This is a genomic window from Amycolatopsis thermophila (assembly GCF_030814215.1).
In the GTDB taxonomy this organism is placed as follows: domain Bacteria; phylum Actinomycetota; class Actinomycetes; order Mycobacteriales; family Pseudonocardiaceae; genus Amycolatopsis_E; species Amycolatopsis_E thermophila.
This window is the reverse complement of the sequence record NZ_JAUSUT010000001.1, coordinates 7,079,971-7,094,480: the sequence shown is the minus strand read 5'-3', so window position 1 is coordinate 7,094,480 and position 14,510 is coordinate 7,079,971. Positions and strand designations below refer to the sequence as shown.

Here is a 14,510-nt window from a genome sequence, read left to right as displayed (position 1 = left end):
GAAAGGACTTCCGATGCTCGACCCCTACGAGCTCACCGTGCACTCCCTGACCCTGCGCCAGCTCGGCACCGCCGAGCAGCTCGCCGACATCACCGGCCAGGACGTCGCCGAGGTCGAAGCCGGCCTGGAGAAGGCGGTCGCCGCCGGCTTCGTGATGGCCGCGCGCGGCAGCTACCTGATCACCCCGGCCGGCCGCGAGCACCTCGACGGCGTCTACCCCCGCGCGTTCGAAGGGCTGCGCGCCGACCCGCAGGTCACTGCGGCGATGGAGGCGTTCGAGACCGGCGTCAACAAGCAGGTCCTCGCCCTCACCACCGACTGGCAGACCATCGAGGTCGACGGCGCGCGCGTCACCAACGACCACGGCGACGCCGACTACGACGCCAAGATCATCGACAAGCTCGGCCGGGTGCACGAGAAGACCGCGAAGGTGCTGCGGCCGCTGGCCGACGCCGACCCGCTCGTGGACCGGTTCCTCGACCGCATCGGCACCGCGCTGACCCGTGCCGAGGGCGGCGAGACCGACTACGTCAGCGGGGTGCGCGTCGATTCGGTGCACACGGTGTGGTTCCAGATGCACGAGCACATCCTGCGCCTGACCGGGCGGGAGCGTCCGGAATGACCGCCACGACGGGATTCCGCTGGCTGGTCGTCCCCGAGGCGGACATGCCCGAGCCGAGCCGGGAACTGGTCGGCGGCAAGGCGTGGAGCCTGTGGCGGATGCGTTCCCTCGGCCTGCGCGTGCCACCCGCGTTCGTCGTCACCACCAAGGCGTGCGCGGCCTACTTCGAGGGCGACGACCTGCCCGAGGGCCTGGCCGGTGAGCTGACCGCCGGCATCCGGCACCTCGAGGACCAGCTGGGCCGCACCTTCGGCGGCACCGAGCGCCCGCTGCTGGTCTCGGTCCGCTCCGGCGCGGCGATCAGCATGCCCGGGATGATGGACACCATCCTCGACCTCGGCTGCAACGACGAGGTCGAGCGCGCGCTGGCCGCCGAATCCGGCGACCCGGAGTTCGCCGCCGAGGTGCACCGCCGCTTCACCGGGTTCTACGGGCGGCTCGTGCTCGGCTGCACCGAGGACCTGGAGGACCTGCCCGACACCGCCGCCGTGCGCGCCGCGATCGCCGAGGATGTCGGTGAAGCCGTGCCCGCCGACCCGTGGGAGCAGCTGCGGGCCGCGGTGGCCGCCGTGTTCCGCTCCAGCCGGTCTCGGCGGGCCATGGCCTACCGCAAGCACTACGGCATGCCGGAGGACCTCGGTACCGCGGTCACGATCCAGGCGATGGTGTTCGGCAACCTCGACGACGACTCCGGCACCGGGGTGCTGTTCAGCCGCAACCCCGTCGACGGCACGCGCGAGCCCTACGGCGAGTACCTGCCGCGCGGGCAGGGCGAGGACGTCGTGTCCGGCCGCGTCACGCCGAAACCGCTGGCGCACCTGGCGCAGCGCTGGCCGCGGGTGCACGCCGAGCTGCTCGCCGCCGCGGAGTGCCTTGACCGCGAGGGCCGCGACGCGCAGGACATCGAGTTCACCGTGCAACGCGGTGAGCTGTTCCTGCTGCAGTCCCGCCCGGCCAAGCGGACGGCGCGCGCCGCGGTGCGCATCGCCGTCGAACTGGTCGACGAGGGCGTGCTCGATCCGGCCGAGGCGCTGACCAGGGTGACCGCGGAGCAGGTCCGCACCCTGCTGCGGCCGGAGATCGCGCCCGGCGCGGCCGAGGGTGCGAAGTTGCTGGCGAGCGGGGTCGGGGCCAGTCCCGGCGTGGCCTCCGGCGTCGTCGTGGACACGCCGGAGGCGGCGCAGGCCCACCCCGGCTGCGTGCTGGTGCGCAAGTCCACCAGCCCGGACGACGTGCACGGCATGATCGCCGCCGCGGCCGTGGTCACCGAGCAGGGCGGCGCGACCTCGCACGCGGCGGTGGTCAGCCGCGCACTGGACACCCCGTGCGTGGTCGGGTGCGGCGCGGGCACCGTGGACGCGCTGGTCGGTCGCACCGTGACGGTCGACGCGACCGCGGGCCGGGTCTACGCGGGCGAGCTGGCGACCTCGGCGGTCGACGAGCGCGAGGACCCCGATCTGCGACGGCTCACCGCGTGGGCCGAAGCCGCATCGCCGGTCCAGGTGCGGCCGGACGGCGCCGTCGAACCGGTCTTCGACGGCGACCAGGCCGGGGTCGGCGAAGCGCTGCCCGTCATTCCGGCCGGTACGAAAACCGTGCGCGGGGCGGTGTTCTGCGCTCCCGACGGGGTCCAGGCCGCGCTCGACGCCGGTGTCGAGGTGATCCTCACGGCCCACCAGCTGCCGGTCCTGCTCGCCGCCATCGCCCACCACAGGAGGACGTCATGACCACGCCCGAAAAGGTCACCCACCGCGAGGTCCGGGAGATCCTGCGGACCTTCCACGAGTCCGGCTGGGCCGCGATGACCCTGGAACTGGACGGCATGCGCATCAGCGTCGGCAAGGACGGCCCACCGGCGGCGGCCGCGCCGGGCGCGGCTGCGGTGGCCACCCCTCCGCCTGCCCCGCCCGTGCCCGCTGCCCCCACTGCTGCCGCCCCGCCACCGCCGGCCCCGGCCGCCGCGGTCGACACCACCGGATGCGTCGAGGTGCGCTCACCCGCCGTCGGGGCGTTCTGGGTGTCCCCGAGCCCGGGGGAACCACCGTTCGTCCAGGTCGGCCAGCAGGTCGAGGCGAACGACCAGCTCGCAATCGTCGAGGTCATGAAGCTGATGAACCCCGTCGTCGCGCCCCAAGCGGGCGAGATCGTGCGGGTGTGCGCCACCAACGCCGAACTCGTCGAGTTCGACCAGGTGCTGTTCCTCCTCAGGCCGAACGATGGGTAGCCCGCTGCGCCGGGTGCTCGTCGCCAACCGCGGCGAGATCGCCGTGCGCGTGATCCGGACCTGCCGCGAACTCGGCATCGAGACCGTCGTCGTGACGTCAACAGTGGACCGGGACGGGCTCGCCGCGCGGCTGGCCGACCGGGCCGTGTGCATCGGCCCGGCCCCGGCCACCGCGAGCTACCTCGCGATCCCGTCGGTGCTCAGCGCCGCGCTGGGCACCGGCTGCGACGCCGTCCACCCCGGATACGGGTTTCTGTCGGAGAACCCCGACTTCGCCGCCGCGTGCGTCGCTGAAGGGCTCACCTTCGTCGGGCCACGGCCGGAAGCCGTGGCCGGGGCCGGGGACAAGGCCCGCGCGCGTGAGCTGGCGCGTTCGGTGGGCATCCCCGTCCTGTCCGGTTCACCGGTGCTCGACTCGGCCGAGGACGCCGCCCGCTCCGCCGCCGGACTCGGGTATCCGGTGCTGGTCAAGGCCGCCGCCGGGGGTGGCGGGCGCGGGATGTCGGTGGTGGAGAACGAGATCGAGCTGCGGCAGCGCTGGCCCTCGGCCGCGGCCGAAGCCCAGTCGGCCTTCGGCGACGGGCGGCTGTACGTGGAGCGGTTCATCCGCCGCGCCCGGCACATCGAGGTGCAGGTGCTCGGCGACAAGCACGGCACCGTCATCCACCTCGGCGAACGTGACTGCACCCTGCAGCGGCGCCACCAGAAGGTGGTGGAGGAGTCCCCGGCGCCGAACCTGCCCGAGGCCGTGCGCGAGGACATCCGCCGCAGCGGGGTGCGTTTCGGCGAAGCCCTCGGACTGGACAGCGCCGGCACGGTCGAGTTCATCTACGACGCCGACACCGGCGACTACGCCTTCCTCGAGTTCAACGCCCGCATCCAGGTCGAGCACCCGGTCACCGAAATGGTCACCGGCGTGGACCTCGTCGCCGAGCAGTTGCGCGGTGCCGCGGGCGAACCGCTGCGGCTGGCCCAGGACGACATCACGGTCACCGGCCACGCGATCGAGGTGCGGCTGACCACCGAGGACCCGGCACGCGGGTTCATCCCCAACCCGGGCACGGTGCGGATCTGGAAACCGCCCGCGGGGGAGGGGATCCGGGTCGACACCCACTGCGAGCCCGGCTACGTGGTCACCCCGTTCTACGACTCGCTGCTGGCCAAGGTGATCGCCCACGGCCCGGACCGCGACACCGCCGCCGACCGGATGGTCGCCGCCCTCGGCGACCTGCGGGTCTCCGGCGTGCCCACCACTGCCGGGTTCGCCGCGGCCGCCCTCGACCACCCCGACTTCCGCGCCGGCGCCGTCACGACCGACTGGATCGGCCGGCGCGGCCTGCCCGACTACCTGGAGAAGAGCGCATGAGCTACCTCGATGCCGCACCGCGCAACCCGGACGGCACCCGCCGCCGGATCGAGATCGTCGACCAGACGCTGCGCGACGGACCGCAGAGCTGGTGGGGAATGCGGCTGCGCAAGGACATGGGCCTGCCGATGGCCGCCGAACTGGACCGCACCGGGTTCCACACCATCGACCTCGTCGGCAGCTCCATCTTCGAAGTCCTCGTGCGACACTGCAAAGAGGACCCCTGGGAACAGCTGATCTCGCTGTCGCGCGCGATGCCGGACACCACCGTGCGCGCCGGCACGCGCAGCAACGGCATCGTCACCTTCGGGCTGACCGCCGACAGCGTCATGGACCTGTGGGTGCAGCGCCTGTGCGCGCACGGCATCGGCAGCTTCTGGATCTACGACGGACTGTTCAACACCGACAAGATCGGACGCCTGGTCAAGACCGTGCAGGCCGAAGGCGCGCAGGCGTTGCCCTGCATCCTCTACGCCGACAGCCCGTACCACACCGACGAGTACTACGCCGCCCGCACGCGCGAGCTGGTCGCGCTCGGCGCCGACGGCATCGAGCTGGAGGACGCAGCCGGGCTGCTCACTCCGGAGCGCACCCGCACGCTCGTCGCCGCCATCAAGCAGGCGGCCGGTGACCTGCCGGTGGAGATCCACTTCCACAGCAACAACGCGCTCGCCCCGCTGAACTACCTCGAAGGCCTGCTCGCCGGTGCCGACCGGGTGCACACGGCCAGCCGCCCGCTCGCCGCCGGCGTTTCGTTGCCCTCCACGGAGAACACCGTCACCAACCTGCGCTACGCCGGGTTCGACGTCGACCTCGACGAGTCGCGGTTCGCGCCGGTCGAGGAACACCTGCTGCGCGTCGCCGAGTACGAGGACCTGCCGGTGGCGCAGCCGGCCGAGTACTCGCTGTTCCAGTACCGCCACCAGCTGCCCGGCGGCATGGCCGGCACGTTCAAGGCACAGCTACGTGACCGTGGCATGGAGGAGCGCTTCGAAGAGGTGCTCGACGAGATGTCCCGGGTCCGCGAAGAACTCGGCTACCCGGTGATGGCCACGCCGTTCTCCCAGCTGGTCGGCACGCAGGCCGTGCTCAACGTCGTGACCGGGTCGCGCTACTCGGTCGTGCCGGACGAGGTGCTGATCTACGCGCACGGGTTCTACGGCGAACCGGTCGCGCCGATCGACGAGAACGTGCTGGACGCGATCATGTCCTCGCCCAAAGCCCGCAGCTACGAGAACTGGGAACCGCCGCAACCCAGCCTGTCCGAACTGCGGCAGCGTTTCGGCAACGTCAGCGACGACGAACTGATCCTGCGGCTACTGGTGCCGGAGAACGACATCGACGTCATGCGCGCCACGCCGCAGCGCCACCGCGACTTCGCCCCGACGAGCAGGCAGGTTCGGTTCATCCGCGAGTTGGTCGAAACCTCGGTGGGCGCCTACCTGCACATCGAGGCCGACGACTTCTCGCTCACCCTGGAAGGGGACCACTGATGGCCGAGCTGGGTGTGGGACGGCCGACCAAACGGCGGGCCGGGTCCGCGGTCGGAGGCCTGCCGGTCGCCGACTCCCGTCCCGTGTTCGCCGGCGACGCCGTGCTGGGCACGCGCTGCAGCGCGTGCCGGTACCCGTCGTCGCAGCGGGACCTGCCGTGGTGCCCGGCCTGCTACGCGCCGATGGTGGCGGAGCGGTTCGCGACGACCGGTCCGGTGTGGTCGGCGACGGTGGTGGACATCCACGTCGGCACGCGGAAACCCCCGTTCGGGCTGGCCTATGTGGACCTCGACGACGGGCCTCGCGTCCTGGTGCACCTCGCCGAACCCGCCGTGCTCGGACTTGGTTCCCGGGTGCGGATCACCGGGACCGACGACGGTGACCTCGTGGCGACGGAGGTGCGGTCATGACCGAGGCGATGCTGTGGGGCGTGGGCACGTCGGCTTACGGCCGGTTCCCCGAGCGCCGCGTGGAGGCACTCGCGTGGGAGGCCGTCGCCGAAGCGGTGCGCGACGCGGGGATCTCGCCGGGGGAGATCGACGCGATCGTGGTCGGGTCGGTGTTCGGTCCGCCCGGTGTGGCCACCCGGGTCCAGCGGGGCCTCGGCATTCCCGGCGTTCCGATGTGGACCGTCGAAAACGCCTGCGCCAGCGGGACGAGCGCCTACCACGAGGCGGTCGAGGCAGTCCGGCTGGGCCGGTTCGGGTGTGTGCTGGTGCTGGGTGTGGAGCAGATGTCGACGCTGTTCTCCGGAGCGATCGTGCCCGAGGCGACCGATCCGGAGGGTGCTTCCTCGCTGCCGCTGCCCGGCCTGTATGCGTTGCAGGCGCAGCGTTACGCCGGCGAGTTCGGCGTGACGCCGGAGCAGCTCGCGGCGGTCGCGGTGAAGAACAAGCGCAACGGGCTGGACAATCCGCGCGCCCAGCTGCGGGCGTCCGCCCCGACGGTCGAGGAGGTGCTGGCGTCGCGGATGATCGCGCGGCCGCTGACGTTCCTGCAATGCTGTCCCACCAGCGACGGCGCTGGCGCGGCGATCGTGGGCGGTGCGCGGGGGAAACGGCGCGACCTGCGGATCGAGACCTCGGCGATGGTGTCCGGTGCGCTGTGGGACCACCGCAGCGAGGACGTGTGGGGCTACGCGAGCGTCGCCCGCGCCGCGGAGCGCGCGTTCGCGCAGGCCGGCCGCACGCCCGCCGAGATCGACGTGCTCGAGGTGCACGACGCGTTCACCATCGGTGAGATCATCACGCTGGAAGCCCTCGGGCTCGCGTCACGCGGTAAGGGCGCGGAGCTGGCGCCCTCGGGACACACCGCCCGCGACGGCGCGCAGCCGGTCAACCCGAGTGGTGGTCTGCTGTCGCGTGGGCATCCCCTGGGCGCGACCGGCATGGCGCAGCTGGCCGAGATCACGTGGCAGCTGCGTGGCGAGGCCGGGGCCCGTCAGGTCGCACGGCACCGGGTCGGCCTGGTCGAGACGATGGGCGGGGGAGCGGCGGGCATGGACGGCAACGCCTGTGTCGTCACGATCCTGGCGCGGCAGACGTGAGCCGGTATCCGGGGCTGCTGGGGTTTCGCGACCTCGGTGGCCTGCGGTTGAGTGACGGCGGCCGGTTGCGGCACGGTGTGCTGTTCCGCAGCGGCACGCCGCAGTTCCTCGCCGCGGACACTGCGCGGGCCCTGCTGGCCGACACCGGGATCCGCTCGACCGTGGACCTGCGGCTGCCGCCGGAGATCGCCCGGGAGGGGCGGGGCCCGCTCGACGAACTGGGCGTCCGCCACATCCCGGTGTCGTTCCGGATCGGTGGCGTCGCCCCGGGCTCCGCGGTGGCGCCGATGGACGGCGACGATCCGCTCGTCACGCGCTACCTCGGTTACCTCGACGAAGACGCCGCCACGGTGGTGTCCCTGGTGCTGCGGCTGCTGGAGCCGGGTGTGTTGCCCGCGCTGGTGCACTGCACCGTCGGCAAGGACCGCACCGGCGTCGCGGTCGCGCTCGCGCTCGACGCCGTGGGGGTGCGTCGCGACGACATCGCGGCCGACTACGCGCGGGATCCCGACGACGTCGTGGCGGGGATGGACCGATTGCGGCACATGGCTTCCTACGGTGCTGCGGCCGCCGTCTACCCGCCCGAGGCGTGGACCGCGCCGCCCGAGGCCATCCTCCGGTTCCTGCGCCAGGCCGACGCCCGGCACGGCGGGTCGCGGGCGTTGATGCGCGAGCACGGCGTGACCGACCGGGACATCGCCCGGCTGCGGGAGGTGCTCACGGGCGCCACGCGGGTGGGACCACATGGTCACCCGGTCCCGCCCGGCCGCCCTGGCGGGCAGGCTCGGAGCAAATCCGCCAACGTCGACGGGAGTTCGAACAATGGGAAGTCTTGACGGAAAGGTCGCACTGGTCACCGGCGCCGCCCGGGGGCAGGGGAGGTCGCACGCCGCACGGCTCGCCGAAGAGGGCGCCGACCTGATCATCGTGGACATCTGCGGCCAGGTGCCCACGGTCGAGTACCGGGGTGCCACCCCGGCGGATCTCGCCGAAACCGCCCAGCACATCGAGAAGGCCGGCCGCAAGGTCGTGGCGCACGAGGTCGACGTGCGCGACCTGGCCGGGCTGCAGGCCGCCGTCGCCGACGGCGTGAGCCGGCTCGGGCGGCTGGACGTCGTGGTCGCCAACGCCGGCGTGTTCTCCTCGGCCCCGGTCCACGAGCTGACCGAAGAGCAGTGGAACACGATGATCGACGTGAACCTCTCCGGGGTCTGGAAGACGGTCAAGGCCACCGTGCCCACGCTCATCGAGCAGGGCGAGGGCGGCTCCATCGTGCTGATCAGCTCGACCGGCGGTACTCAGGGGTTCCCGAACTTCGCGCACTACGTGGCGGCCAAGCACGGTGTCATCGGCCTGACCCGGTCGATCGCGAACGAGCTGGGCGCGCAGGGCATCCGCTGCAACGCGATCCAGCCGACCTCGGTGCTCACCGACATGATCGACCACGAGGCGATGTACCGCCTGTTCCGGCCGGATCTGGAGTCCCCCACGCACGAGGACTTCAAGCAGGCCTGCCAGGCCGGGATGAACGTGCTGCCGATCCCGTGGGTGCAGCCGCGGGACATCAGCGCCGCGGTGGCGTGGCTCGCCTCCGACGAGTCCCGCTACGTCACCGGGATCGCCCTCCCGGTCGACGCGGGCGCGATCGTCAAGATGTGAGCGTGAGAACGGCCGGGCCCGCAGCGGGGCCCGGCCGTTCTTCGTGTGCTCAAGCGGCGGAGGTGAGCACCGCGCCGTCGTGGAAGCGGCTGTGGTGGAACACCAGCGGAGCCGTGTCGCGGCCGGTGTCCAGCGCGACCACCCGGCCGACGACGATCGTGTGATCTCCCGCGGGATGCTCGTCGCTGATCTCGCACTCGAGATGGGCATGCACACCGTGCAGCACCGGGCTGCCCAGCACGCCTGGCCGGTGTGGCACCCCGGCGAACCGGTCACCGGGGCCGCTGAACCGCCGGGCGATGTCCTCCTGGCCTGCGGCGAGTACGTTCGCGCAGAACGCTCCCGCCTCGCGGATGCGCGGCCACGTGCTGGACGTGTTGCCCGCACAGAACAACACCAGCGGCGGCGCCAGCGACACCGACGTGAACGAACTGACCACCATCCCGGCCCCGCCGGCCGCGGTCACCACGACCACCCCGGTCGTGAACCGGCTCAGCGTGGTGCGGTAGGTCGCGCTGTCGAAACTCATCCGGCCCTCCTCCAGGACTCCGCGACTCCGGTGATCTCCAGCCGGTGCCGCCGCGCGAACAGCGCCGCCTCACCGGCACCGGCCATCCGCCGCGGATCCCGCTCCGAAACCAGTCCACACAGGACAGGCGCGGCGGACAGGCCCGCCGCCGTGGCCAGCTCCACCGAGGCCTCGACGACGCCGGGCTCACCACCGGCCCACGCCCGCAGCGGCACGGTGTGGCCCGGCCGCCGCAGATCGTCCGGCACGGTCGCCGGATCGGCGAGCAGGCGGGCGGCCCGGCAGCGGTCGGCCGCCGAGATCCCGGTGCTCACCCCCTCGGCGGCGTCCACCGCCACGGCCTGGGCACACCGGTGCGGGCCGAGCGGCGTCACCGGTGGCAGCACCAGCCGGTCGCACGCCTGGCCGGTGAGCGCCACCCGCACGAACCCGGATCCGTGCCGGATCAGGAACGCCATCGCGCTCGTGGTCACCGCCTGCGCCGCGACCACCAGCTCGGCGGTGCCGTGCTCGTCGAGCACCACCACCGGCCGTCCGGCCGCCAGCGCGGTGGTCACCCGGGTGCCCATGGCTCGCCCCTCAGCCGTAGTCGTGGTACTCGACGACCAGGCCGTCGCGCACCGTGTAGCGGCTGCACAGGTCGATCCGGGCGACCTCGCCGGCGGTGGCGAACCCGGGCACGTCGGCCTGCGCGGTCCCGACCCAGGTGTGCTCGATGACCACCGAGTCGCCGTCGGTGTGGCGGGCGCGGCGGTCCTCGAAGTGCTTGTCCGGGAATGCGGCTTCGAAGCCCTTCACGATGTCGCCGAACGCGTTCTTGTCGCTCAGGTCGACGCCCCGGTTGTGGTGCACCACCCGGATGTCCTCCGCGCACAGGGCGAGCAGCCGGTCGCGATCCCCCGAGTTGTACGCCTCGACGAAGCGCTCGGCGACCTCCACCGGTTCCTGACTGGTCATCGTGACTCCTTTCGACACCGTCGTCGGTTTCCGCCGGTGACACTGCCCGTCGGCGCCCCACCCGCGGCACCGGGATGACCCGTGATCCGCCACCCGTCCCGCCGAGCTGCACCGATGCCGCGCCAGGGGGTCAACCGCCGCCGTCCTTGACACGTAGTTCACCGGGCCCCATAGTTGACCCCCACCGAGCGTCACCCGCGCCTCAACGAGGAGGCCCTTGATGAACCCGCAGGACTGGCGGGAAATCCGCCGGCTGCACGCCGACGGCATGCCGATCAAGGCGATCGCGCGGCACCGCGGCATCTCCCGCAACACCGTGCGCCGCGCGCTCACCCTCGACGAACCCCCGGGCCCCGCTCCCGCTCGCGCCTCGGTCGCCGACGCCTGCGAGCCCGAGATTCGCGCGCTGCTGGCCGAGGACCCGGCCATCACCGTCGCCGCGATCGCCGACTGCATCGGCTGGCGGCACTCCATGACGGTGCTCAAGGACCGGGTGCGTGCCCTGCGGGCCGAGGCCGGGACGGGGCCCGAACCCGCGCCGGTGAGCACGGGCGCGGAGCTGCCCGCGCAGCTGACCGAGTTCGTCGGCCGCGAGGCCGAGCTAACGGCCATCCGGCAGGCGCTGGGCGGGTCCCGGCTGGTGACGCTGATGGGCGCGGGCGGGGTCGGCAAGACACGCCTGGCGATCCAGGCGGCCGACAAGGTCCGCCGCGCGTTCGCCGACGGGGTGCGCTGGGTCGAGCTCGGCGCGTTGCGGGACCCCGCGCTCCTGCCGCAGACCGTGGTCGACGGGCTGGGCATCCGCGACCGCGCCGCCGGCCGGCCGCCCCAGCACCTCCTGGCCGACCACCTGCGCACCAAGCAGCTGCTGCTCGTGCTGGACAACTGCGAGCACCTGCTGGGCGCCTGCGCCGCCCTGGCCAGCGCGCTGCTGCACACGGCACGGGAGCTGCGGATCATCGCCACCAGCCGGGAGGCGCTGGCCATCCCCGGCGAGCACGTCGTGCCGGTCGCGCCACTGCCGGTGCCCGGCCAGGGCGACGCCGGGCAGGACGACAGCGCGGTGACGTTGTTCGCCGCCCGCGCCCGCGACATCCTGCCGGGCTTCACGCTGGACGAGGGCAACACCGATCTCGTCCGGCGGGTGTGCGCGCAGCTCGACGGCCTGCCGCTCGCGATCGAGCTCGCCTGCGCCCGCCTGCGGGTGCTGTCGGTGGGCGAACTGGCCGACCGCCTCGGGCACCGTCTGCGCCTGCTGACCGGTGGAAACCGCGCCGCGCCCGAACGGCACCGCAGCCTGCAGGCCACGGTGGACTGGAGTTTCGAGCTGTGCGACGCGGTCGAACGGCGGCTGTGGACCCGCACGTCGGTCTTCGCCGGGAGCTTCACGCTGACCGCGGCCGAGGAGGTGTGCGGGGACACCGACCTCGACGCCGACGACATCGTGGACGGCATCGACGGTCTGGTCAGCAAGTCCCTGCTGCTGCGGGAAGAACACCACGGGCAGGTGCGGTTCCGGATGCTGGAGACCCTGCGCGAGTACGGACAGGCCAAACTGGACGCGGCCGCGGCCGCGGAGCTGCGCGAGCGGCACCACGCCCACTACGCGCGGATGATCGCCGACGTCACGGCGCAGTGGTTCGGGCCGCGGCAACAGCAGTGGTGCGTCGACCTCCGCCTGGAGCACACCAACCTGCGGGCGGCGTTCGAAACCGCGCTGGACCGGGGCGGCGCCACCCGGCTCATCGGGGCGCCGTGGTTCCTGTGGGCGGCCGGCTTCTCCTTCGCCGAGCACCGGTACTGGCTCGAACGCGCCCTCCGTCTCGCCCCGGAGCCCTCCGCCGACCGCGCCCGCGCTCTGGCGACGCTCGGCCTCGTCGCGGCCCTGCAGGGCGACCGCGACGCCGCCCGCCGCGCCCTCGACGAGGGGTTCGCCGCCGCCGAAGCGGCGGGCGATCCGTTCGGGCAGGCGTACAACAGGCACGAACAGGGTCTCGTGGCCTTCTTCGGGGGAGACTTCGACACCTCCGAGACCATCCTGCTGGAGGCGCTCGACCGGTACCGGGGCACCGCAGCCCCGCTCGACCTGGTCGGTTCGTTGCGCGTGCACCTCGGGCTGCTCTACATCTTCGCCGGGGACACCCGTGAGGCGTCGCGGCACTTCGAGCAGTTGCGGCCCGAGTGCGAGGAGCACGGCGAACGGTGGATGCTCTCCTACGCCGTCTACGGTCTCGGCCTGACGGCGCTCATGTGCGGCGACCACGAGCAGGCCGCCCGGCACGCCACCGAGAGCCTGCGGATGAAGGAACCCTTCGACGACACCATCGGGCTGTCGCTGACCACCGAGCTGCTGGCGTGGACGGAGGCCGGGCGCGATCAGGCCGAACGGGCGGCGGTCCTGCTCGGCGCGGCCGAGACGCTGTGGACCTCGGTGGGCATGCAGCTCTACGGTTCACCGCACTGGCTGGAGCAGCGCACCCGCTTCGAACACCGGGCGCGACGGGGACTCGGCGAGACCGCCTACCAGGCCGCGTTCCGCCGCGGGCAGCGGATGAGCCGCGACCAGGTGATCGCCTTCGCGCTGGGCGAAAGCCGCGGCGCCGTGCCCGGCACGCCGGATCGGCCGGCACTGTCCCGCCGGGAGGCCGAGGTCGCCGCCCTCGTCGCCGAGGGGCTGACCAACCGCGAGATCGCGCAGAAGCTCGTCATCTCCCACCGCACGGTCGAAGGACACGTCGAGCACATCCTCGACAAACTCGGCCTGACCCGCCGTGCCCAGGTCGCGCAGTGGCAGGCGAAGGCCGGGGTGTCGTAGGGGCCGCGCGAAAAGCGGGTGACTGACCACGTGGTCGCCCCGGTGTGGACCCCGCCCTTCCGGCGGCACTGTGGCTGCAGCCAGCAGTGCAGTCAGAGAGGACAAGCACATGACCGGGACACTCGCCCGCCCCACCACGGACGCCCTCGCCGCGGCGAAGGCGATCGCGCCGCTCATCGAGAGCGAGGCCGACGCGATCGAGCGCGACACGACGATCACCAAGACCGTCGTCGACGCGATCGCCCGGGAACGGCTGTTCTGGCTCCTGGTGCCCGAGGAGTACGGCGGCTGGGGACTGGGCATCGTCGACTCGCTGAAGGTCATCGAGGAGATCTCGCGCGCCGACGGCTCCACCGGCTGGGCCCTGATGGCGAACGCGTTCTCGACCGGCATCGCCGTCGGCTTCCTCGACCCCGAGGGCGCCCGCGAGATCTTCGACCAGCCCACCCCCGGCATCACCGCGGGGATGATCCTGCCCACCGGCAAGGCCGTGCGGGTCGAGGGCGGCTACCGCGTCACCGGGCGCTACCAGTTCGCCAGCGGCTCGGCGCACGCCAGCTGGATCGGCGCCGGGTTCGTGGTGCACGATGCGGAGGGCAACCCGCTGCTCACCGAGACGGGGGATCCGGTTTGCCGGGTGGCGTTCCTGCCGCGCGAGAAGGTCGAGTTCCTCGGCAACTGGAACGTGATGGGCCTGGTCGGCACCGGCAGCTACGACTACGCCGTCACCGACGTGTTCGTGCCGGACAAGCACACCATGGACACCTTCTCCACGACGCCGGTGCGGCCCGAACCGGTCTACCAGCTGGGCCTGCTCGGCATCGGGGTCGGCGGGCACGGCCCGGTGGCGCTGGGCCTGGCCACCCGCGCGCTGCAGGAAATCGCGAGCATCGCGTCCGTCAAGGCGCGCCCCGGGTACGAGGGCGTCGTCGGTGACTCGGTGATGTTCCGCCGCGAGTTCGCCAAGTACGAGGCGCTCGTGCAGTCCGCCCGCCGCTACGTCTACGACCTCCACGGCGAGGCCGAGGCGGCCGCCGCGGCGGGGGAGGAAATCACGCTCGAACAGCGGGCCCGCCTGCGCCAGGTCACCACGTGGGTCCAGGAGGTCGCCGGCGAGGTCGTCGGCTTCGCCCACCGCTGGGGCGGCAGCCAGTCCATCCGCAACCCCAGCGCGCTGGGCCGGTGCACCCGCGACGCCGCGGTCGCCACCCAGCACCTCCTGGTGGACCCGATGACCCTGGTGGACGCGGCACAGGAAATCCTGCCCGGCTACGTGCGCGCCACCGCCTGACCCCCCGC

Annotated in this window: 14 protein-coding genes; 11 read left to right on the top strand and 3 right to left on the bottom strand. The window is 72.6% G+C overall.

Features of this window, described 5'->3' with window-relative positions:
- Positions 1–13 precede the first annotated feature (13 nt).
- From FB470_RS34670 to FB470_RS34630, 9 genes are read left to right on the top strand one after another with little or no spacing between them, the layout of a single operon-like run.
- Positions 14–622, top strand: coding sequence for a hypothetical protein (locus tag FB470_RS34670; protein WP_306998596.1), 609 nt, complete (start codon positions 14–16; stop codon positions 620–622).
- On the top strand, positions 619–2,349 hold the full coding sequence (locus FB470_RS34665) for a pyruvate, phosphate dikinase (protein ID WP_306998594.1): 1,731 nt from the start codon (positions 619–621) through the stop codon (positions 2,347–2,349). The genes FB470_RS34670 and FB470_RS34665 overlap by 4 nt, the downstream gene beginning before the upstream one ends.
- Positions 2,346–2,846, top strand: a complete 501-nt coding sequence (locus tag FB470_RS34660) for an acetyl-CoA carboxylase biotin carboxyl carrier protein (RefSeq protein WP_306998592.1) — start codon at positions 2,346–2,348, stop codon at positions 2,844–2,846. The genes FB470_RS34665 and FB470_RS34660 overlap by 4 nt, the downstream gene beginning before the upstream one ends.
- Positions 2,839–4,212 carry an acetyl-CoA carboxylase biotin carboxylase subunit gene (locus tag FB470_RS34655; RefSeq protein WP_306998590.1) on the top strand — a complete coding sequence of 458 codons (1,374 nt, stop codon included), beginning with the start codon at positions 2,839–2,841 and terminating at the stop codon, positions 4,210–4,212. The genes FB470_RS34660 and FB470_RS34655 overlap by 8 nt, the downstream gene beginning before the upstream one ends.
- Positions 4,209–5,705 carry a carboxyltransferase gene (locus FB470_RS34650; protein WP_306998588.1) on the top strand — a complete coding sequence of 499 codons (1,497 nt, stop codon included), beginning with the start codon at positions 4,209–4,211 and terminating at the stop codon, positions 5,703–5,705. Before FB470_RS34655 ends, FB470_RS34650 begins: the two co-directional genes overlap by 4 nt.
- On the top strand, positions 5,705–6,115 hold the full coding sequence (locus tag FB470_RS34645) for a Zn-ribbon domain-containing OB-fold protein (protein ID WP_306998586.1): 411 nt from the start codon (positions 5,705–5,707) through the stop codon (positions 6,113–6,115). Before FB470_RS34650 ends, FB470_RS34645 begins: the two co-directional genes overlap by 1 nt.
- On the top strand, positions 6,112–7,251 hold the full coding sequence (locus FB470_RS34640; protein ID WP_306998584.1) for a thiolase family protein: 1,140 nt from the start codon (positions 6,112–6,114) through the stop codon (positions 7,249–7,251). The genes FB470_RS34645 and FB470_RS34640 overlap by 4 nt, the downstream gene beginning before the upstream one ends.
- Positions 7,248–8,087, top strand: coding sequence for a tyrosine-protein phosphatase (locus tag FB470_RS34635; RefSeq protein ID WP_306998582.1), 840 nt, complete (start codon positions 7,248–7,250; stop codon positions 8,085–8,087). The genes FB470_RS34640 and FB470_RS34635 overlap by 4 nt, the downstream gene beginning before the upstream one ends.
- On the top strand, positions 8,074–8,910 hold the full coding sequence (locus FB470_RS34630) for a mycofactocin-coupled SDR family oxidoreductase (RefSeq protein ID WP_306998580.1): 837 nt from the start codon (positions 8,074–8,076) through the stop codon (positions 8,908–8,910). The genes FB470_RS34635 and FB470_RS34630 overlap by 14 nt, the downstream gene beginning before the upstream one ends.
- Before the next feature lie 49 nt (positions 8,911–8,959).
- Here FB470_RS34630 and FB470_RS34625 read toward each other — a convergent pair whose 3' ends face one another.
- Genes FB470_RS34625 through FB470_RS34615 form a run of 3 tightly spaced genes read right to left on the bottom strand, consistent with a single transcriptional unit; the run spans position 8,960 to position 10,396 of the window.
- Complete coding sequence (locus FB470_RS34625) at positions 8,960–9,439, bottom strand: flavin reductase family protein (RefSeq protein WP_306998577.1); 480 nt, start codon at positions 9,437–9,439, stop codon at positions 8,960–8,962.
- Positions 9,436–10,008: a 3,4-dihydroxy-2-butanone-4-phosphate synthase gene (locus tag FB470_RS34620; protein ID WP_306998575.1), complete on the bottom strand. Its 573-nt coding sequence runs from the start codon at positions 10,006–10,008 to the stop codon at positions 9,436–9,438. Before FB470_RS34620 ends, FB470_RS34625 begins: the two co-directional genes overlap by 4 nt.
- Before the next feature lie 10 nt (positions 10,009–10,018).
- Positions 10,019–10,396 (bottom strand): nuclear transport factor 2 family protein, encoded by a 378-nt coding sequence (locus FB470_RS34615; protein WP_306998573.1) that lies wholly within the window; start codon positions 10,394–10,396, stop codon positions 10,019–10,021.
- Positions 10,397–10,616: 220 nt separating this feature from the next.
- Between FB470_RS34615 and FB470_RS34610 the strand changes: the two genes are divergently transcribed.
- On the top strand, positions 10,617–13,211 hold the full coding sequence (locus FB470_RS34610) for an ATP-binding protein (protein ID WP_306998571.1): 2,595 nt from the start codon (positions 10,617–10,619) through the stop codon (positions 13,209–13,211).
- 109 nt (positions 13,212–13,320) lie between these two features.
- Entirely contained in the window at positions 13,321–14,502 is a 1,182-nt protein-coding gene (locus FB470_RS34605) for an acyl-CoA dehydrogenase family protein (RefSeq protein ID WP_306998569.1), read from the top strand.
- Positions 14,503–14,510: the final 8 nt, after the last annotated feature.

What these genes read in the sequence shown, in the direction of transcription:
- FB470_RS34670 (WP_306998596.1), top strand. Translation starts at nt 14, where the DNA reads ATGCTCGACCCCTACGAGCTCACCGTGCACTCCCTGACCCTGCGCCAG.
- FB470_RS34665 (WP_306998594.1), top strand. Translation starts at nt 619, where the DNA reads ATGACCGCCACGACGGGATTCCGCTGGCTGGTCGTCCCCGAGGCGGAC.
- FB470_RS34660 (WP_306998592.1), top strand. Translation starts at nt 2,346, where the DNA reads ATGACCACGCCCGAAAAGGTCACCCACCGCGAGGTCCGGGAGATCCTG.
- FB470_RS34655 (WP_306998590.1), top strand. Translation starts at nt 2,839, where the DNA reads ATGGGTAGCCCGCTGCGCCGGGTGCTCGTCGCCAACCGCGGCGAGATC.
- FB470_RS34650 (WP_306998588.1), top strand. Translation starts at nt 4,209, where the DNA reads ATGAGCTACCTCGATGCCGCACCGCGCAACCCGGACGGCACCCGCCGC.
- FB470_RS34645 (WP_306998586.1), top strand. Translation starts at nt 5,705, where the DNA reads ATGGCCGAGCTGGGTGTGGGACGGCCGACCAAACGGCGGGCCGGGTCC.
- FB470_RS34640 (WP_306998584.1), top strand. Translation starts at nt 6,112, where the DNA reads ATGACCGAGGCGATGCTGTGGGGCGTGGGCACGTCGGCTTACGGCCGG.
- FB470_RS34630 (WP_306998580.1), top strand. Translation starts at nt 8,074, where the DNA reads ATGGGAAGTCTTGACGGAAAGGTCGCACTGGTCACCGGCGCCGCCCGG.
- FB470_RS34625 (WP_306998577.1), bottom strand. Translation starts at nt 9,439, where the DNA reads ATGAGTTTCGACAGCGCGACCTACCGCACCACGCTGAGCCGGTTCACG.
- FB470_RS34620 (WP_306998575.1), bottom strand. Translation starts at nt 10,008, where the DNA reads ATGGGCACCCGGGTGACCACCGCGCTGGCGGCCGGACGGCCGGTGGTG.
- FB470_RS34615 (WP_306998573.1), bottom strand. Translation starts at nt 10,396, where the DNA reads ATGACCAGTCAGGAACCGGTGGAGGTCGCCGAGCGCTTCGTCGAGGCG.
- FB470_RS34610 (WP_306998571.1), top strand. Translation starts at nt 10,617, where the DNA reads ATGAACCCGCAGGACTGGCGGGAAATCCGCCGGCTGCACGCCGACGGC.
- FB470_RS34605 (WP_306998569.1), top strand. Translation starts at nt 13,321, where the DNA reads ATGACCGGGACACTCGCCCGCCCCACCACGGACGCCCTCGCCGCGGCG.